The organism is Arthrobacter sp. K410C (assembly GCF_059090105.1).
The window spans coordinates 1-26,663 of record NZ_JBNHFJ010000008.1; the positions used below are offsets into that span (position 1 = coordinate 1).

The 26,663-nt window shown below is 67.0% G+C and carries 29 protein-coding genes; 17 read left to right on the forward strand and 12 right to left on the reverse strand.

Going from position 1 to position 26,663, the window contains the following annotated elements:
• The first annotated feature begins 132 nt into the window (after positions 1–132).
• The 4 genes from AC5RU7_RS12635 (at position 133) to AC5RU7_RS12650 (ending at position 3,096) form a co-directional block, all read left to right on the forward strand.
• Entirely contained in the window at positions 133–813 is a 681-nt protein-coding gene (locus AC5RU7_RS12635; protein ID WP_494011918.1) for a GntR family transcriptional regulator, read from the forward strand.
• Between the two features lie 170 nt (positions 814–983).
• Entirely contained in the window at positions 984–1,250 is a 267-nt protein-coding gene (locus AC5RU7_RS12640) for a hypothetical protein (RefSeq protein WP_494011917.1), read from the forward strand.
• A gap of 122 nt (positions 1,251–1,372) precedes the next feature.
• Positions 1,373–2,260 (forward strand): GAF domain-containing protein, encoded by an 888-nt coding sequence (locus tag AC5RU7_RS12645; protein ID WP_494011916.1) that lies wholly within the window; start codon positions 1,373–1,375, stop codon positions 2,258–2,260.
• Entirely contained in the window at positions 2,257–3,096 is an 840-nt protein-coding gene (locus AC5RU7_RS12650; RefSeq protein ID WP_494052522.1) for an SGNH/GDSL hydrolase family protein, read from the forward strand. Before AC5RU7_RS12645 ends, AC5RU7_RS12650 begins: the two co-directional genes overlap by 4 nt.
• A 3-nt stretch (positions 3,097–3,099) precedes the next feature.
• Here the strand turns inward: AC5RU7_RS12650 and AC5RU7_RS12655 are convergent, their stop codons facing one another.
• Entirely contained in the window at positions 3,100–4,440 is a 1,341-nt protein-coding gene (locus AC5RU7_RS12655) for a uracil-xanthine permease family protein (protein WP_494052523.1), read from the reverse strand.
• A gap of 195 nt (positions 4,441–4,635) precedes the next feature.
• On the opposite strand from AC5RU7_RS12655, the gene AC5RU7_RS12660 reads away from it, so the two are divergent.
• Together AC5RU7_RS12660 and AC5RU7_RS12665 are read left to right on the forward strand one after the other, a co-directional pair.
• Positions 4,636–5,241 carry a malonic semialdehyde reductase gene (locus tag AC5RU7_RS12660; RefSeq protein ID WP_494052524.1) on the forward strand — a complete coding sequence of 202 codons (606 nt, stop codon included), beginning with the start codon at positions 4,636–4,638 and terminating at the stop codon, positions 5,239–5,241.
• A gap of 175 nt (positions 5,242–5,416) precedes the next feature.
• The gene (locus AC5RU7_RS12665; RefSeq protein ID WP_494052660.1) at positions 5,417–5,935 is read left to right on the forward strand and encodes a 2'-5' RNA ligase family protein; all 519 of its coding nucleotides are present in this window, start codon (positions 5,417–5,419) and stop codon (positions 5,933–5,935) included.
• Here AC5RU7_RS12665 and pgm read toward each other — a convergent pair.
• A complete protein-coding gene (pgm, locus tag AC5RU7_RS12670; RefSeq protein WP_494052525.1) occupies positions 5,932–7,584 on the reverse strand; it encodes a phosphoglucomutase (alpha-D-glucose-1,6-bisphosphate-dependent) in 1,653 nt (550 codons plus the stop codon). The genes AC5RU7_RS12665 and pgm overlap by 4 nt on opposite strands.
• Before the next feature lie 247 nt (positions 7,585–7,831).
• On the opposite strand from pgm, the gene AC5RU7_RS12675 reads away from it, so the two are divergent.
• Positions 7,832–8,806 carry a nuclease-related domain-containing protein gene (locus tag AC5RU7_RS12675; protein WP_494052526.1) on the forward strand — a complete coding sequence of 325 codons (975 nt, stop codon included), beginning with the start codon at positions 7,832–7,834 and terminating at the stop codon, positions 8,804–8,806.
• Here AC5RU7_RS12675 and AC5RU7_RS12680 read toward each other — a convergent pair.
• The gene (locus AC5RU7_RS12680; protein WP_494052527.1) at positions 8,766–9,707 is read right to left on the reverse strand and encodes a LysR family transcriptional regulator ArgP; all 942 of its coding nucleotides are present in this window, start codon (positions 9,705–9,707) and stop codon (positions 8,766–8,768) included. The two genes, AC5RU7_RS12675 and AC5RU7_RS12680, sit on opposite strands and share 41 nt — an antisense overlap.
• Positions 9,708–9,776: 69 nt before the next feature.
• Between AC5RU7_RS12680 and AC5RU7_RS12685 the strand changes: the two genes are divergently transcribed.
• Both AC5RU7_RS12685 and AC5RU7_RS12690 read left to right on the forward strand, forming a co-directional pair.
• Positions 9,777–10,373, forward strand: coding sequence for a LysE/ArgO family amino acid transporter (locus tag AC5RU7_RS12685; RefSeq protein WP_494052528.1), 597 nt, complete (start codon positions 9,777–9,779; stop codon positions 10,371–10,373).
• A 57-nt stretch (positions 10,374–10,430) separates the two neighbouring features.
• Positions 10,431–10,997: a DUF4190 domain-containing protein gene (locus tag AC5RU7_RS12690; RefSeq protein WP_494052529.1), complete on the forward strand. Its 567-nt coding sequence runs from the start codon at positions 10,431–10,433 to the stop codon at positions 10,995–10,997.
• A 32-nt stretch (positions 10,998–11,029) separates the two neighbouring features.
• Here the strand turns inward: AC5RU7_RS12690 and AC5RU7_RS12695 are convergent, their stop codons facing one another.
• The 5 genes from AC5RU7_RS12695 to AC5RU7_RS12715 all read right to left on the reverse strand — a co-directional run bounded on the left by AC5RU7_RS12695 (position 11,030) and on the right by AC5RU7_RS12715 (position 14,079).
• On the reverse strand, positions 11,030–11,467 hold the full coding sequence (locus tag AC5RU7_RS12695) for a lipopolysaccharide assembly protein LapA domain-containing protein (RefSeq protein ID WP_494052530.1): 438 nt from the start codon (positions 11,465–11,467) through the stop codon (positions 11,030–11,032).
• 75 nt (positions 11,468–11,542) lie between these two features.
• Entirely contained in the window at positions 11,543–11,902 is a 360-nt protein-coding gene (locus AC5RU7_RS12700; protein ID WP_494052531.1) for a hypothetical protein, read from the reverse strand.
• A gap of 110 nt (positions 11,903–12,012) precedes the next feature.
• A complete protein-coding gene (locus AC5RU7_RS12705; RefSeq protein WP_494011905.1) occupies positions 12,013–12,216 on the reverse strand; it encodes a hypothetical protein in 204 nt (67 codons plus the stop codon).
• Between the two features lie 100 nt (positions 12,217–12,316).
• A complete protein-coding gene (locus AC5RU7_RS12710; protein WP_494052532.1) occupies positions 12,317–12,544 on the reverse strand; it encodes a hypothetical protein in 228 nt (75 codons plus the stop codon).
• 128 nt (positions 12,545–12,672) lie between these two features.
• Entirely contained in the window at positions 12,673–14,079 is a 1,407-nt protein-coding gene (locus tag AC5RU7_RS12715; protein ID WP_494052533.1) for an amidase, read from the reverse strand.
• Between the two features lie 196 nt (positions 14,080–14,275).
• Here AC5RU7_RS12715 and AC5RU7_RS12720 point away from each other — a divergent pair, with 196 nt between their 5' ends.
• The 3 genes from AC5RU7_RS12720 (at position 14,276) to AC5RU7_RS12730 (ending at position 15,880) form a co-directional block, all read left to right on the forward strand.
• Positions 14,276–14,602, forward strand: coding sequence for a rhodanese-like domain-containing protein (locus AC5RU7_RS12720; protein WP_407710365.1), 327 nt, complete (start codon positions 14,276–14,278; stop codon positions 14,600–14,602).
• Positions 14,602–15,582 (forward strand): prephenate dehydratase, encoded by a 981-nt coding sequence (pheA, locus tag AC5RU7_RS12725; RefSeq protein ID WP_494052534.1) that lies wholly within the window; start codon positions 14,602–14,604, stop codon positions 15,580–15,582. Before AC5RU7_RS12720 ends, pheA begins: the two co-directional genes overlap by 1 nt.
• 91 nt (positions 15,583–15,673) lie before the next feature.
• Positions 15,674–15,880, forward strand: coding sequence for a hypothetical protein (locus AC5RU7_RS12730; protein WP_494052535.1), 207 nt, complete (start codon positions 15,674–15,676; stop codon positions 15,878–15,880).
• Between the two features lie 89 nt (positions 15,881–15,969).
• On the opposite strand, the gene AC5RU7_RS12735 is transcribed toward AC5RU7_RS12730, so the two are convergent.
• A complete protein-coding gene (locus tag AC5RU7_RS12735; RefSeq protein WP_494052536.1) occupies positions 15,970–17,025 on the reverse strand; it encodes a diacylglycerol/lipid kinase family protein in 1,056 nt (351 codons plus the stop codon).
• Between the two features lie 92 nt (positions 17,026–17,117).
• On the opposite strand from AC5RU7_RS12735, the gene serS reads away from it, so the two are divergent.
• The 4 genes from serS to AC5RU7_RS12755 all read left to right on the forward strand — a co-directional run bounded on the left by serS (position 17,118) and on the right by AC5RU7_RS12755 (position 21,237).
• Positions 17,118–18,398, forward strand: a complete 1,281-nt coding sequence (serS, locus tag AC5RU7_RS12740) for a serine--tRNA ligase (RefSeq protein ID WP_494052661.1) — start codon at positions 17,118–17,120, stop codon at positions 18,396–18,398.
• Between the two features lie 174 nt (positions 18,399–18,572).
• Complete coding sequence (locus tag AC5RU7_RS12745) at positions 18,573–19,586, forward strand: hypothetical protein (protein WP_494052537.1); 1,014 nt, start codon at positions 18,573–18,575, stop codon at positions 19,584–19,586.
• Between the two features lie 128 nt (positions 19,587–19,714).
• Positions 19,715–20,584: an HAD family hydrolase gene (locus AC5RU7_RS12750; RefSeq protein ID WP_494052538.1), complete on the forward strand. Its 870-nt coding sequence runs from the start codon at positions 19,715–19,717 to the stop codon at positions 20,582–20,584.
• A gap of 68 nt (positions 20,585–20,652) precedes the next feature.
• On the forward strand, positions 20,653–21,237 hold the full coding sequence (locus AC5RU7_RS12755) for a histidine phosphatase family protein (RefSeq protein ID WP_494052539.1): 585 nt from the start codon (positions 20,653–20,655) through the stop codon (positions 21,235–21,237).
• A gap of 35 nt (positions 21,238–21,272) precedes the next feature.
• Here AC5RU7_RS12755 and AC5RU7_RS12760 read toward each other — a convergent pair whose 3' ends face one another.
• Positions 21,273–21,872 carry a hypothetical protein gene (locus tag AC5RU7_RS12760; RefSeq protein WP_494052540.1) on the reverse strand — a complete coding sequence of 200 codons (600 nt, stop codon included), beginning with the start codon at positions 21,870–21,872 and terminating at the stop codon, positions 21,273–21,275.
• A 167-nt stretch (positions 21,873–22,039) separates the two neighbouring features.
• Here AC5RU7_RS12760 and AC5RU7_RS12765 point away from each other — a divergent pair, with 167 nt between their 5' ends.
• Positions 22,040–24,466, forward strand: coding sequence for a phosphoketolase family protein (locus tag AC5RU7_RS12765; RefSeq protein WP_494052541.1), 2,427 nt, complete (start codon positions 22,040–22,042; stop codon positions 24,464–24,466).
• Here the strand turns inward: AC5RU7_RS12765 and AC5RU7_RS12770 are convergent.
• On the reverse strand, positions 24,463–25,215 hold the full coding sequence (locus tag AC5RU7_RS12770) for a DUF429 domain-containing protein (RefSeq protein WP_494052542.1): 753 nt from the start codon (positions 25,213–25,215) through the stop codon (positions 24,463–24,465). The two genes, AC5RU7_RS12765 and AC5RU7_RS12770, sit on opposite strands and share 4 nt — an antisense overlap.
• Positions 25,216–25,228: 13 nt before the next feature.
• Positions 25,229–26,554 (reverse strand): carboxylesterase family protein, encoded by a 1,326-nt coding sequence (locus AC5RU7_RS12775; RefSeq protein WP_494052543.1) that lies wholly within the window; start codon positions 26,552–26,554, stop codon positions 25,229–25,231.
• Positions 26,555–26,663: the final 109 nt, after the last annotated feature.

Genomic DNA, 26,663 nt, shown 5'->3' on the forward strand with positions numbered 1-26,663 from the left:
AGGGTCATGTCCCCTCCTCCTTCTAGATATATTCAAAAGTAGCGAACTGATATATTAGATTGGACCCCAGCGTATACTCGACTGTGACACAGGTCAATAGTTATTTTTCAGCGAGGGGAAAGGGGTCCTGGCATGGCACTGGAAACTTTGGCGGCTGCGGAAGAGGGCAGCAGGAAGTCCCTCGCCGACGTCGCATATGAGAGCATCCGGGACCGGCTCCTGGTATTGGACATCAAGCCCGGCGAGCTGTTGAACGACGAGGTGCTGGCTAAGTCACTGGGCGTTGGCCGCACTCCCGTGCGCGAGGCGCTGAAGCGGCTGGAACTGGACCGGCTGGTCATCACGTACCCGCGGCGCGGCACCTTCGCCACCCGGGTGGACGTCACGGACCTGTCCTTCATCTCTGAGATCCGCGCGCAGCTTGAACCCCTTGCTGCCGCCCGCGCGGCGAGGGTTGCCACCGATGCTGTCAGGCGGCAGTTGCGGGCCATCCTCAAAGATGTTGAGGCGTTCGACGTCGGGGCCGCGTCCGTCACGGAGACGCTCCGCCTGGATGCCCGGGTGCACCAGGGCATCTACGCCGCCGCTGCCAACCCGCACCTTGAGGACATCTTGATCCGGTACGACAACCTGGCCACCCGGATCTGGTGCATGGTCATCGACCGCCTTCCCGACCTGTCCCTGCATGTGCATGAACACGTGAATCTGCTGAATGCCGTCATCGACGGGGACGAAGGCAAGGCTGCCGAACTTGCCAGGGTGCACGTCAGCGGCTTCGAGCGTGCGGTACGCGAAGCCCTGTTCGCCGCGTAAAGCGGCGTTGAGGGGGACCCGTGGTTCCTTAAGGCTGGCTGCCAGTTTTGATCCTCTTTTGACAAGGAATGTGACCTGGAACATACTGGGTTTCCCAACCTGATATATCAAAGAGATATCAGTCGAGTCCCCATGATGCGGCTCGACCCATGCCCGGTAATGGAGGAACCGTGAACCTGTGCGTACTGGCAGACCTGCCAGCAGCCGAAAGCAACCCCAGGGAAGAAGAGGCGGCACCTGGCGCAAGCCGCGGTCTGCGCAAGGATTGGGCGCGGCTGACTGGCCATACCGTGGAGGTCTGGCTGGGGGGTGAGCACGTTGCCAGCGGCCTGGTTGAGCAGGCTGCGGAGGACGGTTCAGTCCTGTGGATCGCCGGCGAGGGCATTACAACCCGCAGGCTCTTCGACAAGTCGACCGGATACCAGGTCTGGCTCTGACGTCTGGTATTGCTGCGGAAAGCCCCAAAGTTTCCCGGAGTTCCCTGCAACGTGGCTGCGGGACGTATTCTTAGAACAAGGTTTTGCAGTAGGCCGAGGCGCTTATAAGCAAGGCGTGGAGAATGGCCGCTGAACCCACGGGGCAGGTTGGCTGGGGACCTCTTCCAATGCCGCCAGAGCCTGTTTTCGACAGCAAGGACGTCGAGACATACCTCTGGGAAGTCACCCGCGACTTCATGACAGACATCGAGGGTGAACGCCGCGGTATCGCCTGGGCTGCCACCCTTTTCCGCCTTGGCAAGGCGCACACGCTTGCCGCCAGCACCGAGCAGGCCCGCGAGGCGGACCGGGAGCAGTGCTCCTTTGCGGACGGGCCGGTCATGGAAGCCCTGCGTACCAGTGAGTTCGTCCTGCTGTCCGATCTCAGCCGGGACCGGCGCTGGCCCGGCTATTCGAGCGCGGCCGCCAGCCACGGCGTGCAGTCACTGCTGTCCGCGCCCATCGTGTCCGAGGGCGGCACCAGTGCGGCCATCAACCTTTACGCTTCCGTATCCCACGCCTTCACCAGTGACGACCTGGTCCGGATCCGGAGCTACGTGCACCAGGTGGCGCGGGCCCTGCGCGTGGTGGTGCGCGTGGCCGAGCGGGCCGAGACCACGGCGGGAATCGCCGTCGTGCAAAGCTCGCTGGTTCTGGTGGACCTGGCGGTGCGCAGCCTCATGAACGAGTACGGCCTTAGCCGCGAGGGGGCCCTGCGGTTCCTGCAGACGCAGGCGCTGCATCACGAGCTGGACCTGCGGGATGCAGCGCTGAATGTGGTGGCGCCCAGTGCCGCGATGGAGCGGCCCGGCCCGGCGGTCTCCGGGCTCAGGCAGGAACCGCCCGACGGCGTCGAGGACTTCCGCCTGCTGGCGCCGGCCGATCTGGACCAACAGTCAGAGATGCCACCGGCGGCGGGCGCCGCAAAGAAGCAGCGCCCGCGTTCATCCGTGCGAAGGAGGACGGCATGACAACGGAAAAGCAGGACCTGCGGGCCGGCATGGAAACCGGGGGCAGGCACCCCTGGCACCGGTTCGTGGCACTGGGCGATTCATACACGGAGGGTGTGGGCGATCCCGAGCCGCGGAGCCTCGGCGGGCTCCGGGGCTGGGCCGACCGTGTGGCGGAGGAACTCAGCGCCGGCCAGCCCGGCTTCGCCTATGCCAACCTCGCGGTCCGGGGAATGCTGCTGCGGCAGATCCTGGACAGGCAACTTGCGCCGGCCCTGGCGCTGAAGCCGGACTTGGTTGCCATGTCCGGCGGCGGAAATGACATCATCTTCCGCCGCGGCGATCCGGACAAGCTCGCCCGGCATATGGACCAGGCAGTGGAAAAGCTGGCCGCCACGGGAGCGACCGTCCTCCTGTACGCAGGGCCGGACTGGGGCGGCACTCCCGTCTTCAGCCAGATCCGCGGGAGGGCGGCCATCTACAACGAGCACCTGCACAAGATAGCCCTCCGCCACCATGCCATCATGGTTGACCTGTGGTGCCTGCCCGAGCTCCAGGACGTCCGGATGTGGGATCCGGACCGGCTGCACCTGTCCCCGCTGGGCCACCATGCCGTTGCGGTGGCCACCCTCGACGCGCTGGCAGTGCCGCACACCCTTGAGCCGCTTGAGCCGCGGCCGGTGCCGGCCCACGGCTGGACGCAGGCGCGGGCCGAAGACCTGGTGTGGGCCCGGCAGTACTTCTTCCCCTGGGTGCTGCACCGCATCCTGCCGCACGGGTCCGACGAATCGCTGGCGGCAAAGCGCCCCAAGCCTGGGCCCGTCTACGGGCTCAACCGTCCGGACGAAGTGGCTTAGCTCCTAGCGCTTCCTGGGAGCCCGCTTCGCGGCGGCCTTGGCCGCAGGCGGCAGTCCCGCCTGCTCGGACTCCGGTTCCGCCACCGTTCCACGGGCCTTCGCGATGGCTTTCATGCCGTGGTAGATCACCAGTGCGGCCGCCGAACCAAGTGCGATGCCGGTAAAGGTCAGCTCGCCGACGGTCAGCGTATAGTCGGCGATGCCGATAATCAGCGCCACGGCCGCAGTGGTCAGGTTCACCGGGTTGGAGAAGTTCACCTTGTTCTGCACCCAGATCTTCACGCCAAGGATACCGATCATGCCGTAAAGCATGGTTGCCGCGCCGCCCAGCACGCCCGGGGGGACGGTGGCGATCAGCTCCCCGAACTTGGGGGAAAAGCTCAGCAGGATGGCGAAAATGCCGGCCACCCAGTAGGCCGCCGTCGAATACACCTTGGTGGCAGCCATGACGCCGATGTTTTCGGCGTAGGTGGTGGTTCCCGAACCGCCGCCGATGCCGGCGAGGACGGTGGCGGCGCCGTCGGCCATCAGCGCGCGCCCGGAGACGCCGTCGAGGTTCTGCCCGGTCATGGCGGCCACGGACTTCACGTGGCCGATGTTCTCCGCCACCAGGACCAGGACCACCGGCACGAACAGGCCCAGGACGCCGATGTGGAACTCGGGGGTCTGGAACTGGGGGAGCCCCACCCACGCGGCCGCGTTCATCTTTTCGTAGCTGACTTCGCCGCGGAGCATGGCTACGAAGTAACCCACCACCACGCCCACCAGGATGCTGAGCCGGCCGAGGATCCCGCGGAAGAGGACGCTGACCAGGATGATGGTGGCAAGTGTGACGACGGCGGTAACGGGCGCGGCGGCGAAGTTCTGTTTCGCGGCGGGGGCCAGGTTGAGGCCGATCAGCGCCACGATGGCGCCGGTGACGATGGGCGGCATAAGCCGGTTGATCCACTCCGCGCCGAACTTCTGCACGATGGCACCCACCAGGGCCAGGACGGCGCCGGCCAGGACCACGCCGCCCAGGGCGCCGGGCACGCCGAACTGCTGCTGCGATGCCATGATCGGCGCGATGAACGCAAAGCTCGAGCCCAGGTAGCTGGGCACCCTGCCCTTGGTGATCACCAGGAACAGCAGGGTGCCGACGCCGGAGAAGAAGAGCGTGGTTGCCGGTGGCATGCCGGTGATAATGGGCACCAGGAAGGTGGCACCGAACATGGCCACTACGTGCTGCATGCCCACGCCGATGGTCAGCGGCCAGGCCAGCCGCTCATCGGGGGCCACCACGTGGCCGGGCTTGATGGATTTGCCGGTGCCGTGCAGCTTCCACTTGATTCCGAGCATGCTCATGGGAGGGGCCTTTCAGGGGGTGCCGCCGATGGCGAAGATGAACTGCCACCAGAATACCGCCCGGTCCGTTGTTGCTGCCGTTGTGGCTAAGGTCACGTGCTGTTCCGGGAAGACCCAGGCAGAGGTTGAAGTTGCAACTACGGACAGCGAAGAGGCCGACCCGGCAGGCGGGGAGGCGCAGCGAAAGGTATGCCAATGACCATTGCCCATGAAGAAGCGGTTATCGATTCGGCCGCCGTCGACGCCATTTTCGCTGAGGCCCGAACGGCCAACACCTTCACCGGTGAAGTCACCGAGGAACAGGCTCGGGCCATCTACGAGCTCACCAAGTTCGGCCCCACCGCCTTCAACTCCCAGCCGCTGCGCATCACCTACGTCCGTTCGGACGAGGCCCGCGCCAAGCTCGTGGATGCGCTCATGGCCGGCAACCGCGCCAAGACCGCCTCCGCCCCGCTGGTGGCCATCCTCAGCTATGACACCGACTGGGCCGGCGAGTGGGACAACTTCCTCCCCGGCTACAACGCCCCCAAGGCGATGTACGACGCCAACCCCGAGCTGGCCGCGGCAACGGGCAACAACAACGCGCACCTGCAGGCCGGTTATTTCATCCTGGCCGTCCGGTCCCTTGGCTTCGCCGCAGGGCCCATGACCGGCGCCGACTTCGGTGCCATCGACGAGGCCTTCTTCCCGGAGGGAGACCAGAAGAGCTTCCTGGTGGTCAACATCGGCCAGCCCGGCGAGGACGCATGGGGCGAAGCCAAGCCCAAGTTCGCGTACCAGGACGTCGTCCGCACCGTCTAACCCTTTGCTTGTCCAACGCCCGTTCACATGAAGTGAGCGGGCGTTTGGATGTAAGCCGCCATAGGTGAGCGGGCGTTTGATGTTTTGGGACGCGCGCTCACTTGTGGCGGCTTTCCCGTCGACGCGTGCGCACTGCCGCGAGAAGGAAGCGCGGTGGGAGACTGGGGCCATGCCGATGCGCAACCTCATTTTCGTGGCGTTCGTCGAACCTGTGTTAGAAGGCGCCGTCTTCCTGCGCACCGACTGGCCGCTGCACATCACCCTGGTGAGGTTCGACGTCGGAGGTCCGGACAGTGCCGGCGCGGCGGAACGCGTCGCCGCCCTCGCCGATGGTCCGGCGCGGGCCGCGCTTGGCGCGAGCATGGCCGTAGGGGAGGATGCGGCCTTTGGCCGTAACGGATCCGTGGCCGTCAGCCTGGTGGAGCCACACCCGGCGCTCCAGGCCCTGCATGAGGCCCTGGTCCAGGCTGTGGCCGCGGTGGTCGGCAGGATCCTCACGCCGCGCCACACGCTCTCCGGCTACCGGCCGCACGTCTCGCACCACGGCTCAGGCCCTGACAAGAAACGGCTGAACCCGGGGGACGCAGTGGTGCTGGACCGGATCGCCCTGGTGGACATGGCGCCGGATGGTGACCACACCATCCGGCGCGTCCTCCGCCTGTGGAGCCTGGACTCAGGGAAGGGAACCGCCTAGGCGATGACGCCGTCCACCAGCGCCTTGGCCTCGGCCTGCACCTGCTTGAGGTGCTCCTCGCCCTTGAACGACTCGGCGTAGATTTTGTACACGTCCTCGGTGCCGGACGGGCGCGCAGCAAACCAGGCGTTCTCCGTGACCACCTTGAGACCGCCGATGGATGCACCGTTGCCCGGCGCCTCGGTGAGCTTCGCAGTGATCTCCTCGCCGGCCAGGGACGTCGCGGTGACATCCGCCGCGGAGAGCTTGCCCAGCTTCGCCTTCTGCTCGCGCGAGGCGGCGGCGTCGATCCGGGCATAAACCGGCGAACCGAACTGGTCCGTCAGGCCCTTGTACAGCTGGGACGGAGAGTTGCCCGTGACGGCGGTGATCTCGGACGCGAGCAGGGCCAGCAGGATGCCGTCCTTGTCCGTGGTCCAGACGCTGCCGTCCTTCTTGTTGAAAGAGGCGCCAGCCGATTCCTCGCCGCCGAATGCGCCCTCGCCGGACAGCAGGCCGGGCACGAACCACTTGAAGCCCACCGGCACCTCGACGAGCTTCCGGCCGAGGCTTTGTGCCACACGGTCGATGATGGAGGAAGACACCAGGGTCTTGCCCACCACGGAGGCAGGGTTCCAGCCGCTGCGGTTCCGGTAGAGGTAATCGATAGCGACGGCGAGGTAGTGGTTGGGGTTCATCAGACCGCCGTCGGGGGTGACGATGCCGTGCCGGTCGGCGTCGGCGTCGTTGCCTGTGGCCACGTCGAAGGCCGAGCCGCCGTCGGACATCCGTTGGATCAGGGAGGCCATGGCCGATGGCGACGAGCAGTCCATCCGGATCTTTTCGTCCCAGTCCAGCGTCATGAACGCCCACTGCGGGTCCACCGTGGGGTTGACGACGGTCAGGTTCAGCTGGTGGCGCTCGCCGATCTCGCCCCAGTAGTCCACGGACGCCCCGCCCATGGGGTCGGCGCCGATCCTGACGCCGGCCTCGCGGATGGCGTCAAGGTTGAGCACGGAGGGCAGGTCGTCAACATAGCTGCTGAGGAAGTCGAACTTGCCGGTGGTGTCAGCAGCCAGGGCATCGGCCACCGGGATCCGCTTCACCCCGCGCAGGTCGTTCTCGAGCAGTTCGTTGGCGCGGTTGGCAATCCATCCGGTGGCGTCGGAATCGGCGGGGCCACCGTGCGGCGGGTTGTACTTGAAGCCGCCGTCCGCGGGCGGGTTGTGGCTGGGGGTCACCACGATGCCGTCAGCCTGCGGTGCGCCGGGCCCGGCATTCCGGTTGTACGTGAGGATCGCATGGCTCAGCGCCGGGGTGGGGGTGTAGCCGTGCCGGGCATCGATGAGGACCTGCACGCCATTGGCGGCGAGGACCTCCAGGGCGCTGTTCTGCGCCGGTTCGCTCAGCGCATGCGTGTCCTTGGCCAGGAACAGGGGGCCGGTGACGCCCTGCGCTGCCCGGTACTCCACGATGGCCTGCGTGATGGCCACGATGTGCTTCTCGTTGAACGACGCCTTGAGGCTGGACCCCCGGTGCCCGGACGTGCCGAACACAACGCGCTGGCCCGGATCAGCGAGGTCTGGCGTGATGTCGTAGTACGCGTCGAGGAGCGCAGTGATGTCAACAAGGTCCTGGGGTTGGGCAAGTGTGCCCGCGCGGCTAGCCATGGCACCAGCATGCCAGAAGCTCGCGGCAGTCAAAATGAACCGCCCATATTCGGGTCCCTGTGACGAAGCCGTGTCATCAACCAAGGACCTGCAAACCAAGTAACCAACCTGAGTACTCCCGCGAAAAGTACTTATATACCGGCGTCCTGCCGCCCTGTTACTTTCGAAAAACCGGAAGAACAACCGCAGGCAAGGACGACGGCGGCCAGCCGCCCCCGTTGCGACGGCAGGGAAGCAGGGACCAACCATGGGGGCAGGAGACGGAGCGGCCGAGCAGTCCCGGCTGGCCGCTGAAAGGGTTGCCAGGCTAAAGCGCCAGCTCGACGAGGCCGAGCATGCCACAAAGGCGTGGGACGCAGGGGCCGCGGGCGAACGGGTGGTGGCGGACAAGCTGAGCGAGTTGGTGCCACGCGGCTGGTATGTCATGCACGACGTGCACTGGCCGGGGCGCCCGAAAGCCCATTTGGACCACGTGCTGGTTGGCCCCGGCGGCGTTGTGGTGGTGGACGCCAAGAACTGGACCGGCGAAGTGCGGGTGGCATCCGGGGTGCTCTGGCAGGGCCGCTACGCGCGGACCCAGGCGGTGGAGGGCGCGCTGGCCCGATGCGCCGCCGTCACGTCGGTCCTTGCACCGCCGCACCGCAGGTTTGTCCGCCCGCTCATCTGTATGGCCGCCCAGCCGGATCTGTTCGGCGTCACCAACTCCGACGTAGCCGTCGCCGGGGCACAGCGCGTGGTTGGGGCCATCGAATCATTGCCTGCTGTGCTGGACCAGCAGGCGGTGGTGGGGCTGTACGAGCACCTCGGCCAGCAGCTCACGCATGAACAGGAGCCCGGCATCACGGCCTTCCGGAATGTCCGGCCCGGAACTGTGGTCCGCCCTGCCGGAGGGCTGCCGCCCGGAGGCCCGCGCACGGACGGCCAGGGCGCGGAAGGCCCGCGCACGGAGGGCCCGCGGACGGAAGGCCCGCGCACGGAGGGCCCGCGGACGGAAGGCCCGCGCACGGAGGGCACCAATGCCGGCCGCAACCGGGCCCGCAGCGGCAGCATCGCACGGCACCCGGCCGGGCGCGGTCTTCCCGGCGGCGGCCAGCCGGGGACTGCCCGGCCCGGCCGCAACACCAGGGCACATCCGCACGGCGGAACAAGTGCCGGGAGACTGGCGCTCCTCGCTGCTTTCGTTATCTTCGCCGTGTACGTCCTGCCGTACTGGACCCGCTAGGTGGGTTGCCCTTCCCGCCCTCCGCCGCGGCGGGGAGCAGCCGGTGGCGGCCGGCGTCCCGGATGGTCGCGGTGATCCGGTGCAACCTCGCCGAGTCGAGCGTCCAGGACTGCCAGTAGAGGGGTACGTCCTCGTGGACGTCCTCTTCAAGCAGGACAAGTGACCCCTCAGCCAGCTCACTGCGGAGCTGCAGTTCGGGAATCATGCCCCAGCCCAGCCCGGCCTTAATGGCGGCGAGAAAGCCCTCGGACGAAGGGACGGTGTGCGTCGGCGGCGGGTGTTCCACGCCCTTGGCCGCCAGCAGCTGGCGCTGGAGGTTGTCCTTGGCATTGAACTTCAGCACCGGAATGTTTGCCCAGTCCACACCGTTGGAGCCGGCAAGCTGTTGGTGCAGTCCGGCGGCGGCCACGGGGATGTACCGCATGTGGCCCAGCAGCTCCACCCGGCAGCCGTTGACCGGGACGGGATCGGAGGTTACGGCGCCCATGACATCACCCTGGCGCAGGAGCTGGCTGCTGAACCCCTGGTCTTCGACGTGCAGGTCGAGCGTGGTGTCCTGCCAACCAGCGGCCTCGTGCAGGACCGGAACGAACCAAGTGGCCAGCGAGTCCGCGTTGACGGCGACCGGCAGTTGGGCGCGGGTAGCAACGCCGCTCCCGAGGGCTGCCGAAGCCTCTGCTTCCAGGACCTGCACCTGGCGCGCCATCCGAAGCAGCACCATCCCGGCGTCGGTGGCAGTGCACGGCACCCGGCGGCGCACCAGCACCTGGCCAGTCGAGGCCTCCAGCGCTTTGATGCGCTGGCTGACGGCCGACGGGGTGAGCCGCAGGAGGTCTGCCGCAGCTTCGAAGGTGCCTTCGTCGATGACAGCGGTGAGGGCGCGCAAGTGTTCGAAGTTCATGAAGTAATTCTAATGGTCACTAAAAATCTATTGTTTGTCTTCATTCAGCAATGTCCGTACCGTCGACACATGTGGACGACAGGAATCAGCGGGATGCTGACCGGCTTGGCGCTGATCGTAGCGATCGGCGCCCAGAACGCCTTCGTCCTGCGCCAGGGCATCCGCCGGGAACACATCGGCGCCGTGGTGGCCGTGTGCATGGCGGGCGACGCCGCCCTCATCCTTGGCGGCACTGCCGGGATCGGCGCCCTGGTCACGCGGTTCCCCGAAGCGCTGGAGGTGCTGCGCTGGGGCGGCGCCGCGTACTTGGTGTGGTTCGCGTTCCGCTCCTTTGCCGCTGCATTGAAGCCCTCCGGCCTCCACGAGGAGCCGCCACGGTCAAAGGGAACCGTGGTGGCCACAGCGGTGGCGCTGACCTTCCTGAACCCTCACGTGTACCTCGACACCGTGGTGCTGGTGGGCAGCCTTGCAAACCAGCAGGGACCGGACCTGCGGTGGGTCTATGCCGGCGGGGCAGTAGCGGGCAGTGTCCTGTGGTTCTCGGCGCTGGGCTACGGCGCCCGCGCGCTCGCGGGTGTCCTGGGCAGCCCCCGGACTTGGCGGGCGGTGGACGTGGTGATCGGTATCGTCATGCTTGCCCTGGCGGTGAAACTCGTCCTGCAGTGACGGTTCCGGGAAGCCGGGCAGGCGATAGGCTGGAACCAAAATCCCAGGGGGAAAACCATGACTGACCAGCCTTCCCAGCGCCCCGATTCCCGGTGGCCCCACTCCTCGCAGAACCCGGCCTCCCAGCCCGGCGTGCCGCCGTCGGACGCGGAAACCCCATCCGGCTACGAGCCGCCCCGCTTCGTGCCGCCTTACGGCTCCGACGCGCCGTCCCAGCCGGCCTACGGCCAGGGGCCGTACGCCCAGGGCAACCAGTACGGCGGACAATATGGCGGAAGCCAGTACGGCGGGGGCCAGTATGCGCCGGGAGCTGCACCTTACTCCCAGCCGGCAAGCCCCTACGGGCAGCCTTCCTATTACGGCGTGCCTGCCGAGCCCAAGACGCTGAGCATCGCCAGCATGGTGTGCGGCATCGCGTCCGTGATCATGGGGTGGCTGCTGCTCCCGCAGATTGCGGCGATCGTGACCGGGCACATGGCGCTCAAGCGAGAGCCGTCCGGCAGGGGCATGTCCATCACGGGGCTGGTCCTGGGCTACCTGTGCCTGCTTGGCTACGGTGCGTTCTGGCTGCTGCTCATCATCGGGCTTGCCTACGCCGGCTCCAGTGGATCGTATACCTACTAAATCCCGGGTTTACTGGAGGTTGGCTGCGCCGTCTACCTTCGCTGGGCGGTCCTTGCGCGGCGGGCGTTGGCGCGGAGCTGAAGGATGCGGGCGCCGCCGGCAGCGGCCACCAGGACCCCGCCGGTAACGCTGGCGATAAACAATGCCATGCCCAGCGGGAGGGTACCTTCGAAGCCAAGGAACCGGACCAGCACCAGGTCCTGGTTCTGGAGGATGAAGATGATGAGCAGGATCAGCAGGACCAGCGCCGCCACCACGGCCGCCCAGACGACGCCGGCGCGCGTCACCCGCGGTTCTGCCGCCGCGGGCTGCGAGGGTGCAGGGCCAGAGGGCGCAGGACTGGTGGGCGCCGGGCCTGTCTGCCCCTGGTTTGGCGCTGCGGTCCCGCCGGCGCGTTCAGCCTGGTAATTCCCGTCGGGCCCCGGCTCGGGCTGGTCTCCGGTCCCCGGTGTGTACTGTCCAGCACTCATTACCGTCCCCTTCCGTAATCATAAGCATGCTTACCATGACACCTTAGCCGGAGGGTTTCTGCCGGCACAACACCGCTACGTTCCGGCGATGCGCTCAGCGTGCTCGCGTTCCGCCGCCGTCAGTTCGCCTGGTCCAGCTCCCACCAGGGTCCACCGGGAGAGTCTTCCGTCCGGGCCGGCCATGGATCCGCGGGTGAGTGCCGCTTCAATCCGACGGCGGACTTCGCCTTCCTGGCCAGTGTCCGCTGCGAAGATGGTCCGCAGCATCAACCTGTCAGCGTCCCGCTCGGCTGACGTGTGGTGGGCTGCGAGCGGGCAGGGTGGAGGGTGCTCCCAGCTTCCGCACAAAGCCTCGGTGACTGCTGCCCCCGGCCCCGCGGGATCGGCGTCGGGGCCAATTCGGAGGGCTGCCGCGTGCACGAACTGTCCCTGCATGCGTCCATTCTCCTGTGTACCGGCCAGTCTCTTGCGCGCGTGCCGGCTAAAGGAGCGCCTTCCACCACAGAAGGGCCTCCGGCGGAGGCCCTTCTGTGGTCAGCGGCGCGTCACACCCGTTCCCTGCTCCGTTCAGCGGAGGGGGTGCGGGGAGTCGGCGTCCTGCGCCAGTTCGGGAAAGCCCAGAACGTGTAGTCCTGCGCCTTGATCCGCGGCTCCGGGGTTTCCGCCGGAGTGTCCTGCTTGGCTTCAGGCCGGCGGTTGGTTTCCTTCTTGTGTTCCCACCCGAAGTCCTTGTTGTATCCGTAGCACATCACAGACCTCCTTATAGTGACTGCCCTTTAATCGTCCTCCTGATAGGCGGGGGAGTCGATACGCTGCCGGGAACATTCGCCGTCTATAAAACGCGGACTGTCAGGAGGAAGCGCCGGCCACCGACTCGGCCTCCTGCGGGCCGTGGAATTCGCACGGCCCCTGATGGCGGAGCGGCAGGAGGCAGGTCCTGCCGGTCGGAAGATGCACCAGGGCGCAGCGGCCCGTCATGGCAAGGTCTTCCCGGACCGTGGCATTGCTCATGTCCGGCCGGGAGTTTCCGAAGGAGTCGGCTGTGCCGGTGGCGGGGGCGGGGTGTTCAGCGTTCATTGCGGGCAACTCCTCGTCGAGCATTGGCCAGGTGGAGGACGCAAAAGGTTTGACGCCCTTATGAGTCTGTACCTGCCGGGTAACGGAATGGTTAAAGCTGCGTTAGGTGCAGGTCAACAACCCGATGGCTAGAAGCCCAGCTGGCGCGCCACCTGCAGGAGCAGCAGCTCGGAACCCTGAGGGCCCACCAGCTGGATCCCCATTGGAAGGCCCTGGCCGGGGGCCGCGCCCGTCCAATGCACCGGGACGGTAATGGCCGGCAGCCCGCACACATTGACCATTGACGACCAGGGTGCGAATTCACACTGGCGCCGGTAGTCGCCGTCGGCGTCCCCCGGCCACTGGGCGGCAGGCCAGCGGTCACCGCCATGTGCCGTCCCGGTGAACCAGCCCACGGGACGCGGGGTCTGGGCCAACGCCGGCATCAGCATCAGGTCCCACTGCGCGTACTGCGTGATCGTGTCCTGCTCGAACTTCCGCAGGAACGCGAGTGCTTCGGCAAGCTTGGCCGGGCTGCGCTGCTGGGCCCGGCGGCGGAAGGTGTGTGTCAGCGGGGCCAGCAGGGCTTCGCGCTGCGGGCTGATCCGGGCCGTGCCCACTCCTGCGGTCCAGGCGGTGGTGAAGGCCTCCGGGTAGCGGTTGTCATATCGGACGGCGGCGTCGGCAACAACATGTCCGGCGTGGGCCAGGAGCTTTTCCCCGGCCTCAAGCGCGTCCAATGCTTCCCGCTCCGGCGTGAACGGGTACGTGCCGGACCAGGGGCTATCCAGGGTGACGCCGATCCGCAGCCGTGGCGGCTCCTGCCCGATCGCCTGCAGATACCCGCCGCCGGGCACCATGGCATCCAGCAACAGCGCTGCGTCCGCGGCGCTTCTGGCGAGGGGCCCTGGCACCACCAGCCGTGCAGGATCACCCTGGCTTTCCCCGGCGGGCACCAGGCCCCTGCCCGCTTTCAGTCCCACCAGTCCACAGGCGGCCGCAGGGATGCGGACGGAACCACCGCCGTCGGTCGCCGGAGCGAAGGGGAGCAAGCCTGCCGCCACGGCGGCGGCGCTGCCGCCCGAGGACCCGCCGGAGCTCCTGCTGGGAGCGTGGGGATTGCGCGACGGCGGCGCGATCCGGTTTTCGCTGTAGGCCGTCAGTCCGAACTCGGGAACCTGCGTCTTTCCCAGGCACACCACGCCGGATTCCTTCATCAGCGCCACCAGGGGCGCGTCCGCCGGCGCGGGCTTGTGCTCCAGGGCGGCGCTTCCGTGGGTGGTGACGACGCCCGCAACATCGGTGAGGTCCTTGAAGGCCAGCGGCATGCCATGCAGGACGGGCAGTTCCTCCCGTGCCGCGCCGGAACGCCGGGCATCCGCGGCACGCGCTTCCGCCATTGCCCGCTCCGCCGTGACGGTGATGAAGGCACCCAGCAGGGGGTTGCGCTGTTCTATCCGTGCCAGGAAATGGGCGGCAACGTCTGCTGCCGGAACGTCTCCACTTTGCAGGCTGTGGCGCAATTCGACGGCGGACAGTTCGTGGAGCTCAGCCACCGTGCCTGGGCCCGGTTCGCTGGTTGGTGGTGCCGGTCCCGAAGGCTGTGGAGCCGGCCGTGATGTTGGGCTGGTCTGCGGGCACGCGTCCTCCTTTGGATTCCCTAGAAGAGTAACTTGCCCGGTCCACCGGGCCCGGCGGCGGCCAAAGCACTAGGCTTTAAGCTGACTCCGATCCGCCACGACAGGACTTGCCATGAGTGATTTCGATACCGTTCCCGTCCACGACATCCCCGACGGCGCCGTGGTGCTGGATGTCCGGGAGGACTATGAATGGGTGGCTGGGCACGCCGAGGGGGCTGTCCACATCCCCATGGACCAGATCCCCGCCCGGCTCGACGAACTCGACCCGGACGAGGACCTCTACATCATCTGCCGCACAGGAGGCCGCTCGTTCCGGGTGGCCCAATGGCTCACCGGCCAGGGCTACACCGCCATCAACGTGGCCGGCGGCATGGACCAGTGGCTGGAGCTCGGAAAACCCCTGGTATCGGACAACGGGCTCAAGCCGATCGTCCTCTGATGCCCGCATCAGCCGCCACCTACGCCTTCCTCGGTCCCGAGGGAACCTTCACCGAGGCCGCCCTGTTGCAGGTTCCGGATGCCGCGGCGGCCACCCGGATCCCGGCGTCGAGCGTTAACGCTGCGCTGGACCTGGTCCGCGAAGGATCCGCCGGCGCCGCCATGGTTCCCATCGAGAACTCGGTGGAAGGGGGCGTGACGGCCACCTTGGACGCCATCGCCGGCGGCACCGAACTGCGGATCATCAGGGAGGTCCTGGTGCCCATCAGCTTCGTCCTGGTGGCCCGGCCCGGTATCCGGCTGGAGGACGTGCGGCGTGTATCTACCCACGGACATGCGTGGGCACAGTGCCGGCTGTGGATTGACAGGCACCTTCCGGCAGCGGAATACGTGCCCGGATCCTCAACCGCTGCTGCAGCAATGGGCCTGCTGGCCGAAGAGTGCCATTACGACGCCGCGATCTGCGCGCCACTCGTGGCCAGGGAACGGCGGGGGCTGTCCGTGCTGGCCGAGAACATCGGGGACAACCCGGGGGCCGTGACCCGCTTCGTGCTGGTCAGCCGGCCCGGCCTGCTCCCGGACCGGACGGGTGCTGACAAAACCACTGTGGTTGTTCCCCTTCCCGAAGACCGCCCGGGTGCCCTGATGGAGATCCTGGACCAGTTCGCGAGCCGCGGCGTGAACCTCAGCAGGATTGAGTCCCGCCCCACCGGGCAGTACCTGGGGCACTACTTCTTCAGCATCGACGCCGACGGCCACGTTGGTGACGCCCGGGTTGCGGATGCCCTCGCCGGCCTGCACCGGATCAGCCCCAATACCCGGTTCCTCGGCTCCTATCCGCGGGCCGACGGGCAGGAAACCGCAGAGGAAGCCCACACCTCCGATGCCGCGTTCGCTGCGGCGCAGGCATGGGTGGGGTCCCTCCTTGAGCCGTTGTCAGACGCGGCGGAAAACGCTTCCGCCGCTTCGCCCACAGCGTAGGCAATTGGCGTTCCGGGTACTTCCCGGGGCTGTGGACAGTGCGTATGCTTACTTGATCCACAGGGATGGCCCCTAATGAAGGGAGCGGGTCATGACTACCAGCAGCACCGAAAACGATGGCCAGGGAATGATCGTCAATCCCCGGCCCACCGCCGATAACCAGGACTGGGACGGTGACGATGCAGACCGTGCTGACCGCCTGCGCTTCGAAGAGGAACAGGCCATGATCCGCGAGCAGTCCGAAGCGCGTGCCGCAGCAAAGGCCGCCGCCGAAGCCGCGAGGGACTCAAGCGACTAGGGCTGAAGCCAGCCGTTTCCGCCATCTGGACAATCCAACACAAAACGTATCCGTCGCCCAGGCACCCGAACGGCCCTGCCGCCGTCGTCCTATATTTGGCCTTTGACCCTGATCAGCAGCGACCGTGGATCCACCTGCACGGTGAGCCGCGTGGCCTCACCCGACGTGTCGCCGTCGAGCTGGGTGGGCATGGGCTCGGGGCAATCGATGACCACCCGTCCGGAGCGGTAGACCGTCATGATCGGTAGCTTTCCGCTGTGCTTGAACATGATCTTCATATACATCAGCAGCCAGCCGAGGGCACTGCGCGGGCTCATCACCACCACGTCCAGCATGCCGTCGTCAATCATGGCCTGCGGGATGAAATCGATGCCGCCCGGCACCAGGCCGCAGTTGGCAAAGAGCACGCTGCGGATGTTCCGGACCTGTTCCGGGCCGCCGTCCAGCGAAATGGAGACCTTCTTCCGCCGGCCGGGAAGGTGCCGCATCCCGGCCTCTGTGTAGGCCAGCCAGCCCACGGCTTTTTTCAGCCCGTCATTCGTGTCGGCAAGGACCTCGGCGTCCATGCCGAGGCCGGCGATGACCAGGAAGACGTGCTCGGAGGAGTGCCCGGTGCGGGAATTGACGATTCCCATCCGGGCCGTGTCGATGAAGCGTTGCCGGCCGAAAAGCGCAGTCTGGACGTTGCCCTGCAGATCATTGATGTCCAGCTCCACGTTGCGTGCCAGCAGGTTTCCCGTTCCGAGCGGAACGATGCCCATCGCCACGCCGGTATGCGCCAGGGACTCGGCCACTACCCGGACCGTGCCGTCCCCGCCGCCCACCAGGACGACGTCGGGCTTGGCCGCCAGGGCGGCCCGCGTCTGGGAATAGCCGGGATCGTCCACGGTGGTCTCGAAAAAGGCCGGCTCCTCCCAGCCCGCGCTGAGGCAGGCGCGCCGAATGGCGTAGATCGCCTCGTCGGCCCGCGTCTTGATGGGGTTCAGGATCACGGCAACCCGCTGCTGGGTGAGCCCGGATTCGTGCGCGTCTTCACCCATCACGCTGCGCACGTGGAGGGCCTTGAGCTTGCGCACGCCCCACCAGCTGGAAATGGCGAAGGCAAGCGCCACCCCGATCAGTAGGTAGAGAATCCAGTCGCTCATGGTGGTTCAACAGTAGCCCGGCGGAAGGTGGCCCGGTCCGGCGCGCTCCGTAACCGCCCGACGTCATGCATTCTTTTGGATACCCTTGGATGGTGATCGACGTAAAAGACCTCAGCGAAAACCCGGACAAGTTCCGTGCCAGCCAGCGCGCCCGCGGCGCGGACGAATCGGTGGTGGACGCGATCATCGCCGCGGATTCCGCCCGCCGGGCAGCGCTGATCCGCTTCGAAAACCTGCGCGCCGAGCAGAACGCCTTCGGCAAGAAGGTGGCCCAGGCCAAGGGCGAGGAGAAGCAGGCCCTGCTGGCCGAGGTCAAGGAACTGGCTAATTCGGTCAAGGCGGCCTCCGCCGAAGCCGATGCCGCGCAGACCAAGCAGGAGGAACTCCTGCGCACCATCCCAAACCTCATCGAGGACGGCGTTCCCGAGGGCGGCGAGGACGACTACGTGGTGGTCAAGACCGTCGGCACGCCGCGCGAATTCCCCGACTTTGAGCCGCGCGACCACCTGGAGATCGGCGAGCTGATCGGTGCCATCGACATGGAGCGCGGCGCCAAGGTGTCCGGCGCACGCTTCTACTTCCTCCGCGGCGTGGGCGCCAGGCTGGAGATGGCGCTGCTTCAGATGGCCATGGACCAGGCCATCGAGAACGGCTTCATTCCGATGATCACCCCCACCCTGGTGCGCCCCGAAACCATGCAGGGCACCGGCTTCGATGTGAAGCACGACGCTGAGATCTACCGCCTCGCCGAAGACGACCTTTACCTGGTGGGCACCTCGGAGGTTTCCCTGGCCGGCTACCATGCCGACGAGATCCTGGACTTCTCGGCGGGCCCAATCCGCTACGCCGGCCAGAGTTCCTGCTACCGGCGCGAGGCGGGGTCCCACGGCAAGGACACCCGGGGCATCATCCGCGTGCACCAGTTCAACAAGGTGGAGATGTTCATCTACACCACGGTGGAGGAAGCCGCCGCCGAACACCAGCGGCTGCTGGCATGGGAAGAGGAAATGCTGGCCAAGTGCGAGCTGCCGTACCGGGTCATTGACACCGCCGCCGGCGACCTTGGCACCTCCGCCGCCCGCAAGTTCGACTGCGAAGCCTGGGTCCCCACCCAGGGCGCCTACCGCGAGCTGACCTCTACCTCCAACTGCACCACGTTCCAGGCGCGCCGCCTGAACATCCGCGAGCGGGCGGTAAATCCGGATGGTGTAGCCAAGGGCACCCGGGCAGTGGCCACGCTCAACGGCACCCTGGCCACCACCCGCTGGATTGTGGCGCTGCTGGAGCACCACCAGAACGCGGACGGCTCCGTGAACGTCCCCAAGGCAATGCAGAAGTACCTGGGCGGCCTCGAGGTGCTGCCGGTCCTGTAGCCCTCCGGGTTTCCTAAGCTTGTTCGTGGATCCGGACCTTCAAGGCGCGGTTTCGCGAACGAGCCTGGGATCCTGAGCCTGGTGGTGATCGCCGGGCGGCCTCCACTGCTCAGGTTGTCCACATGGATAACTCGGTCTACTGCTTCCCTCGGTTCTTCACGTCACCCTTGTGTGATGGAGATACCGCCTGGGCTAATCGATTCCGCGGCCATCCTGAGGACGCAGGGGACCACGGACGTAATCCACCGCGAGTTCAGGGCCGGCAAGCTGGTCCGGATCCGCCGGGGTTTCTACGTCCGGACGGCAGACTGGCTTCGTGCACAGCCGTCGGAGCGCTTTGCGTGGTCGACGGCGGCCGTGGCCAGATCCGTCAACGGTGCGGTTTTGTGCGGCGAGACCGCTGCCCTGGCCGTCGGATTGCCCACGTTGAGGACGCCCCCACACGTGGAACTTGCCACAGCACTTCCCGGGCGGAGCGGAGTACGTAAGTCGCCGCTGATGGTCCTTGGTGAAGAGACGGCTGCAAAGCAGGTTAGGGAAAAGCGCTCCTACCCCCTCCGGTACTGCGTAAAGACGCCGGTCGACACTGTCGTGCGCGGCGAATTCAGGTGCACTAGTCCCGTACAGACCACCCTTGATCTCATGGCTGGCGGCAAGTTGAGCGAGGCGCTGGTGGTCGCGGACGGACTGGCGCGAACCTTGCATGCGGAGGGCCTCTTGCCCGTTGCAGCCAACCTACTGGCCATACCCGAGATCGCCGAGGGCATTGCAGGTCATCCGCATGCCTCAGCGCGACGGCGGGCCGAACGGGTGGCAGCCTTGGCAAGTCCACTCGCTGAATCCGTGGGTGAGTCCTACAGCCGTGCGGCCTTTGAGTTCCTCGGATTCGACCAACCCGTGCTGCAGCAGGTGTTCAGCGACCGGAACGGCTTCATTGGCAGGAGCGACTTCTGGTGGCCGCAGCAGAGAGTTGTGGGCGAGTTCGATGGCAAGGGGAAGTATGTTGACCCAGCACTGCGGGGCGAAATCACAGCAGACGAAGCTGTGTACCAGGAGAAGGTCCGGGAGGACCGGATCCGCGCCCTGGGATATGCCTTCGTCCGGTGGGCGTGGAGTGACGTTCAAAACCCGGACCGCCTAAGGCGGAAGCTTCTGGCGGCCGGACTTCGGCCGCAGATCAGAAGCTAGTTCGCGAATCAGAACCTCGAAGGCGCGGATTCGCAAACGCGCTTGGGACCCGGAGTATTCACTAACCGTTCAATAAACCTGTGGCGCGCGTCCTACCGGGTGTCAGGGGTGTCTGTTCTACTAGATGGATGACAACGCTGACTGAAGCCTCAGTCGCCGGCAACGATGACCGGCGAGACAACCAGAACAACATTGAGGGCCAGAACGGCCGGAAGCTCATGGTGGCCCTGGACGTGGACGGCACGCTCGTGGACCACGACGGCCACATGTCGCCGGGTGTCCGGGAAGCGGCACAGGCCGTGGTGGGTGTGGGACACGAGGTGATGATTGCCACCGGCCGGTCCCTGAACGCCGCCCTGCCCATCATCGAGAAGATTGGCATCGAGCACGGGTACGCGGTCTGCTGCAATGGCGGCGTGACCCTGCGCCTCCACCCCGACCTCGAGAACGGCTACGAGGTCATCCACAAGGCCACCTTCGACCCCGCCCCCGCGCTCCGCGCCCTCCGCGAACGCCTTCCGTCCGCCAAATACGCGCTTGAGGATGCTGACGGCAACTTCCTCTCCACCGAGCGGTTCCAGGATGCCAGCTTCGGGGTGGAAGCCGTTGGCGTGGATTTCCACACCATGCTCGAAGCCACGGCAGTGCGCGTCGTCGTCTTCAGCACGGAAAACACGCCGGAGGAGTTCAACGAGGCGATTGAGCACATCGGCTTGGCCGGGGTGACGTACTCCGTCGGCTGGACGGCGTGGCTGGACATCGCCGCGGCCGGCGTGACCAAGGCCAGCGCCCTGGAGAACCTCCGTCTCCAGCTCGGCATCGACCCGGACCTCACCGTTGCCATTGGCGACGGCCGGAACGACATCGAGATGCTTACATGGGCCGGCAGGGGCGTGGCCATGGGCCAGGCACCCGAGGAGGTCATCGCCGTCGCAGACGAGGTCACCAAGTCCGTGTTCGACGACGGCGCCGCCCACGTGCTGCGCAGCCTCCTGTAGGGCGCCCCAAGACGCCCTCCACTGCCGCGATTCCGGTCCCGGCCTGCAGCCAAGGCAGAATAGGAACCATGACCCTTACGACGTTCGCCCTCGTCCGCCACGGCCAGACTGACTGGAACGCCGAACGCCGGCTGCAGGGAGCCACTGACATCCCCCTGAACGACGTCGGCCGCGGCCAGGCGCGTGACGCCGTCGCCGTCCTCGCCCCCTACCAGTGGGACGCCATCGTCTCCTCGCCGCTGAGCCGTGCAGCGGAAACGGCGGACCTGATCGCCGAAGGCCTGGGCCTGGCCGTGGCCCGGCGCGTTCCGGAACTGACCGAGCGCAGCTTCGGCCCGGCCGAGGGCATGCAGGCAGGGCCCGAACTTGAGGCCCTGCGCGTTCCGGGCGGCTTCAAGGGCGCCGAGAGCGAGGACGAGGCCGCAACCCGCGGCCTGGCCGCGCTGGAAGCCCTCGCCGAAGAGTTCCGCGGCCAGCGCCTCCTGGTGGTCACGCACGGCACCCTGCTGCGCGTCACCCTGAGCCGCGCCACCGGGCAGACCCTGGCGAGCGTCAACAACGCCGTGCTCAACCTGGCGCACCACCACGCCATCGAGGGCTGGCAGCTTGAATACTTCAACGGCGAGCCTGTGCTGGCGGCCACCCCAAGCTAGAAACAAGTTCGACGGCGGACGGCGGCTTCGCCGGGTCAGCGCACCTCGAGGATCAGTCCCAGCAGCCTGGCCGCCGCGGGCCGGGCTGCGTGCTCCTCGTTCCACTGCGCCCGTGCCACCGCCTTGCTGACGGCCTGGGTGGTGATTCCCAGCTCCTGCGCCACGGCCTTCTGCTGGCCCCGTACGCCGGGCGTGAGCAGGTCGAGCACCCGCCACTCGGCGCCGGACCTGTCGCGAACAATATGGCCGAGCAGCCGGAGTACCGCCTCGGCGTCGTGCGCCACGTCCGCCCACGGCCCCTCTACCGCCACGGGAACCCGCTCCTTGCTGCTGCGCAGCCGGTCCACCGCCCGGCGCGCATAGACGAGGCCGTGTCCCGAGGCGTCCTTGATCTGGTTGGGCAGCGGCTCGCTCACCGGTCCCACGCCGATCCCCACGTACCATAAGCCGCTGCGCAGGGCGATCAGTGCTGCATCCACCGCCTGGTGCGGGCACTCGACGATGCCCTGCACCTCATCCTCCACGGAACGGTCAAAGTCCAGGCGCGCCGGAATATGCCGCAGGTCCTTGAGGAGCTGCGGAACCCGGTCCCCATCGCGCCGGCTGTCCGTTTGATTGATAGTCAGCGTGAACATTCTGGGTACACACTACCCGGTGGTAGGAAGCCCGGAACTTCCGTGTTACGACTGGTCAAGCCGCATGACGGACCCGATCCTGCCACCAACAGTTGCCTCGGCCCGGCCCATCTGTTGCGATGGACTGACGGCTGCCGGAAGGCGGCGGACGCGACGTGAGGATGGCTATGACCGGCAGCATGGGGCAGGAAGAGACAGGGCAGGAAGAACTCGAACTCGTGGACCGGTGGTGGCGGGCCGCCAACTACCTTTCCGTTGGCCAGATCTACCTCCGCTCCAACCCGCTGCTGCGTGAACCGCTCACAGCGGAGCACACCAAGTCCAGGCTGCTGGGGCACTGGGGGACCACCCCGGGACTGAACTTCGTCTACGCACACCTGAACCGCGTGATCCGCCGCGACTCCACCGAGATGCTCTTCGTGGCCGGACCCGGCCACGGCGGCCCCGCCGTCGTCGCCAATGCCTGGCTGGAAGGCACGTACTCCGAGATCTACGCCCACGTGGGCAACGACGCCGAGGGCATGGCGGAGCTCTTCCGCCAGTTCTCCTACCCGGGCGGCATACCCAGCCACGCCGCCCCGGAGAGCCCCGGCTCCATTAGCGAGGGTGGTGAACTGGGCTACTCGCTGGCCCACGCCTACGGCTCGGTGTTCGACAACCCCCAGCTGGTAACCGCCGTCGTGATCGGCGACGGCGAGGCCGAAACCGGGCCGCTGGCCGCCAGCTGGCACTCCCACAACTTCCTGGACCCGGCAGCCGACGGCGCCGTGCTGCCCATCCTGCACCTCAACGGCTACAAGATCGCCAACCCCACCGTCCTGGCACGGATGCCGGAGCAGCAGCTGGAACAGCTGCTGCGCGGCTACGGTCACGAGCCGTACTTCGTCACTGTGGACGAGCCCGATGCCTTTGAAAAAGCGCACCGCGACTTCGCCGAAGCGCTCGACCGGTGCATGGTGGACATCCGCGCAATCCAGGACGCCTACCGGGTCCCCGCCGAAAATTCCGAAAACCGGGATGCCGCGGACCAGGGAGCGCCGCGCTGGCCCATGATCGTGCTGCGCTCGCCCAAGGGCTGGACCGGGCCGCGCAGCGTTGACGGGAAGCAGGTGGAGGGCACGTGGCGCAGCCACCAGGTCCCGCTCTCGGAGGTGCGCACCAACGGGGACCACCTGAGGCAGCTCGAGGAGTGGCTGAAGTCCTACCGCCCCGAAAAACTGTTCGACGGCGACGGGCGGCTCCGGCCCGATGTCGCCGAGGGGGCGCCAACCGGAAACTTCCGGATGAGCGCGACGCCGCACGCCAACGGCGGCCTGCTCCGGCGTGCACTGAAGTTGCCCCAGTACCGGGACCACGCCGTGGAGGTCGCAGCCCCCGGCACGGAACGGGTCAGTCCGATGATCACCCTGGGCTCATGGATGCGGGACGTCATTTCCCTGAACATGGAAAACTTCCGGCTCTTTGGCCCGGACGAGACGGCGTCGAACCGGCTGCAGAACGTCTACGAGGTCACGGACAAGGTGTGGCAGTACCGGATCGACGACGCCGACGAGCACCTTGCGCGGTCCGGCCGGGTCATGGAGGTCCTGAGTGAGCACCTGTGCCAGGGCTGGCTCGAGGGCTATCTGCTGACCGGCCGGCATGGGGTTTTCAGCTGCTACGAGGCGTTCATCCACATTGTGGACTCCATGTTCAACCAGCACGCCAAGTGGTTGAAGGTGCACCGCAAGCTGCCGTGGCGCCAGCCGGTGGCGTCGCTGAACTACCTGCTGTCCTCGCACGTCTGGCAGCAGGACCACAACGGGTTCTCGCACCAGGATCCCGGGTTCATCGACCACGCGGTGAACAAGAAGGCCGAGGTCATCCGGGTCTACCTGCCGGCCGACGCCAACACCTTGCTGTCCGTCATGGAGCACTGCCTGGCGTCCACGGACTACGTGAATATCGTGGTCAGCGGCAAGCAGCCCTCGCCCACCTGGCTGGGGCCGGCAGATGCGGCCAACCACTGCCGCCGTGGCCTGGGAATCTGGCGGTTCGCGGGGTCGGAGGTGCCGGGCGAGGAGCCCGACGTCGTCCTTGCCTGCGCCGGCGACGTCCCCACCGTGGAAACCGTGGCAGCGGCGGAACTCCTCCGCGAAGGTGCCCCCGGACTGAAGGTCCGCGTGGTCAACGTGATGGACCTGATGCGCCTGCAGGACTCGAGCGAGCACCCGCACGGGCTCCCGGCCCGCGACTTTGACGGGATCTTCACCGCTGACAAGCCGATCATCTTCGCGTACCACGGCTATCCGGCGCTGATTCACCGGCTCACGTACCGCCGCGCCAACCAGGAAGGCCTGCACGTGCGCGGCTACAAGGAGGAGGGGACCACCACCACGCCGTTCGACATGGCCATGCTCAACGGCATCGACCGGTTCCAGCTCGCCATCGACGCGATCGACCGCGTTCCGGGGCTGGCGGAGAAGCACTCGCTCCTCCGGCAGGACCTGCAGGACCGGCGCATGAGGGCGTGGGAGTACACCCGCACCCACGGCGAGGACCCGGAGGAGATCAGGAACTGGAAGCTTGGGAGCTTGGGAGCTGACCAGATTTAGTCCACCAGCTCTTCCAGAGCGCACGATGGCAGGTGGATCCACCCCTCACTGCGTGCGGCTGCTGTGTCTTCGCGGCTGGGCAGGAGCGTACGACGGCGGGCCACGGCGCGGGCTGTGAGGGAGGCGACGACGGCGTCAAACAGGTCGTCCGATCCGGCAAGTCTGTCCGCGTGCCCGGCCAGGTCCAGCCAGGGCGCCTGGCTTCGCAAGGCGTCCAGCAACACGCCGAGCCGTTCCGATTCGGGAACGCCGCGTCCTTTGTAGCCGCGCCCGTTGAGTCCCCAGATCTTCAGCGAAGCTGCGGGGTAGACCTCCGCCAGCCGGCCGGAGCCGTCCCTTGCCTGCGGCCCGTGGAGCGCCGCGATCTTTGCCTGGATCACGGCGCAGCGCATGGCGGGATGGGCCAGCCGGTCCGCGGAGACGCTCAGCGGGATGAGCCCTGTGCGGGCGGTGACGAACCGGTCCGTATCGCGGTAGGCAAGGAGGCGCCGGCCCGCTATGCCGTCGTGCGCAAGGACCGGACCGGCGTCGAAGGCTGCGTGCCCGGTGAGGAACGGTACCAGCGCCTCCGGCCAGCCCACGGGACAGTCGATGCCGGCCATGTCGGAGCCGCCGAACAGGTCCACGATCCCCTGGTCGTCCACATCGAGCGCCAGGTGCACCAGCTTTGCTGCACCACCGACCCACTCGATGACTGCCACCGCAGTCTTCTTGGTGGCCGCAGCCAGGTCCACGCCGAGCGTCTTCACGTGAACTCCTGGGTCAGGCCGCGTGGTAGGTGAGGGCCCCCGGAATGCCGCCCGCTTCACCCAGCGCATCGCCGCGGGCGAAGCCTGCCCAGAGGGCCCGCAACTGCCTGCCCACCGCGTCCACCTCGTCCCAGCCAGCACCGGCGATCAGGCCCACGCCGTCCCACGTGGTGCGCGTGCCGAAAAGCAGCGGAAGGTCAATGGTGTGGGCAGCACCGAAGATGTTGCCCGGGGCGTGCCAGTGCAGGATGTAGCGGTGCGCCCGTCCGCCTGCGCGTGCATGGCGGCGGGCGAACTTGCGCGCCGCCCTGCCGTACACGGTTTCGGTGACCACCCGGTCCACAGCGCGCACCGCCGCAGCTCCCACCACGGGAACGCCTTCCACCCGCATCAGCAGCGGGTTCCGTGGCAGGAACAGCCGTGCTTCCTCCGAGGTATGTCCAATCAGCACGTCGATTCCCGGGGCTGAACGGTTCCACGCGGCCTCGATGTCCTTTTCTTCGGGCAGCGGCTCGTGCCCGTACTGGGTTCCGAAGGGCATCGCCGCCAGCATCCCGAACCTGCGGGCCACCTGGGCAACGTGCGCTTCCCGCTCCACCACTTCCATGGCTGAAGTGTCCTCAGTGACAGCGTCGGCCGCGATGCCCATGGCGTGGTTCATCTTCGCCCGGCCCCGGGCGATGCCCAGCGGTGCGCTCTGGATGATGGCCCGTTGAAAGAGGGACGGCGCTTCCGGCGTGGCCATGAGGTGGGCGATCGCATCACCGCCGGCGGACTGGCCGAACGCGGTCACCCGGCCGGGGTCGCCGCCGAAGGCGGCGATATTCCGCCGCACCCACCTGAGCGCTTCCAGCTGGTCCAGCAAACCAAGGTTTCCGGGCCGGCCGCTGTGCGTGGCCAGGAACCCGAACAGTCCCAGCCGGTAGGTGACGGAAACCACCACCACGCGGTTCTCGGCCACCAGCACGGCAGGATCGAAGATCGCCAGGTCGCCCGAACCGGTGGTGTAGGAGCCGCCGTGGATCCACACCATGACGGGCAGGCGCTCATCGGCGGCAACATTCCCGGGCATGGTGATGGACAGGTTCTGGCAGTCCTCGCTGCCGGGAAGTTCACCGTAGCGGGTGCCCAGTACGTCGTCGAGGAAGGGGACCGGGCCCTGCGGGCACGCCGGTGCCAGTGAGGTGGCGGAGAAGGTTTCCGTCCAGTCCGGGGCCGGGACGGGCGGCTGGAACCTGGCGGCGGTGGCATAGGGGATGCCGGTTGCGCGGAGGACGTTTCCATCCCGCCAACCGAGCACCGGGCCGCACGGGGGATGGAAGGTAGCCTCGGAAATCACAGGTCCACGATTCCACATGTTCAAGATGGCGGGGCAACAGAAATCCCCGCCTCCTGGACTATTCCCCCTTGCACGATGCGGGGATCTGTCCAGCAGACGGGGATTTGTG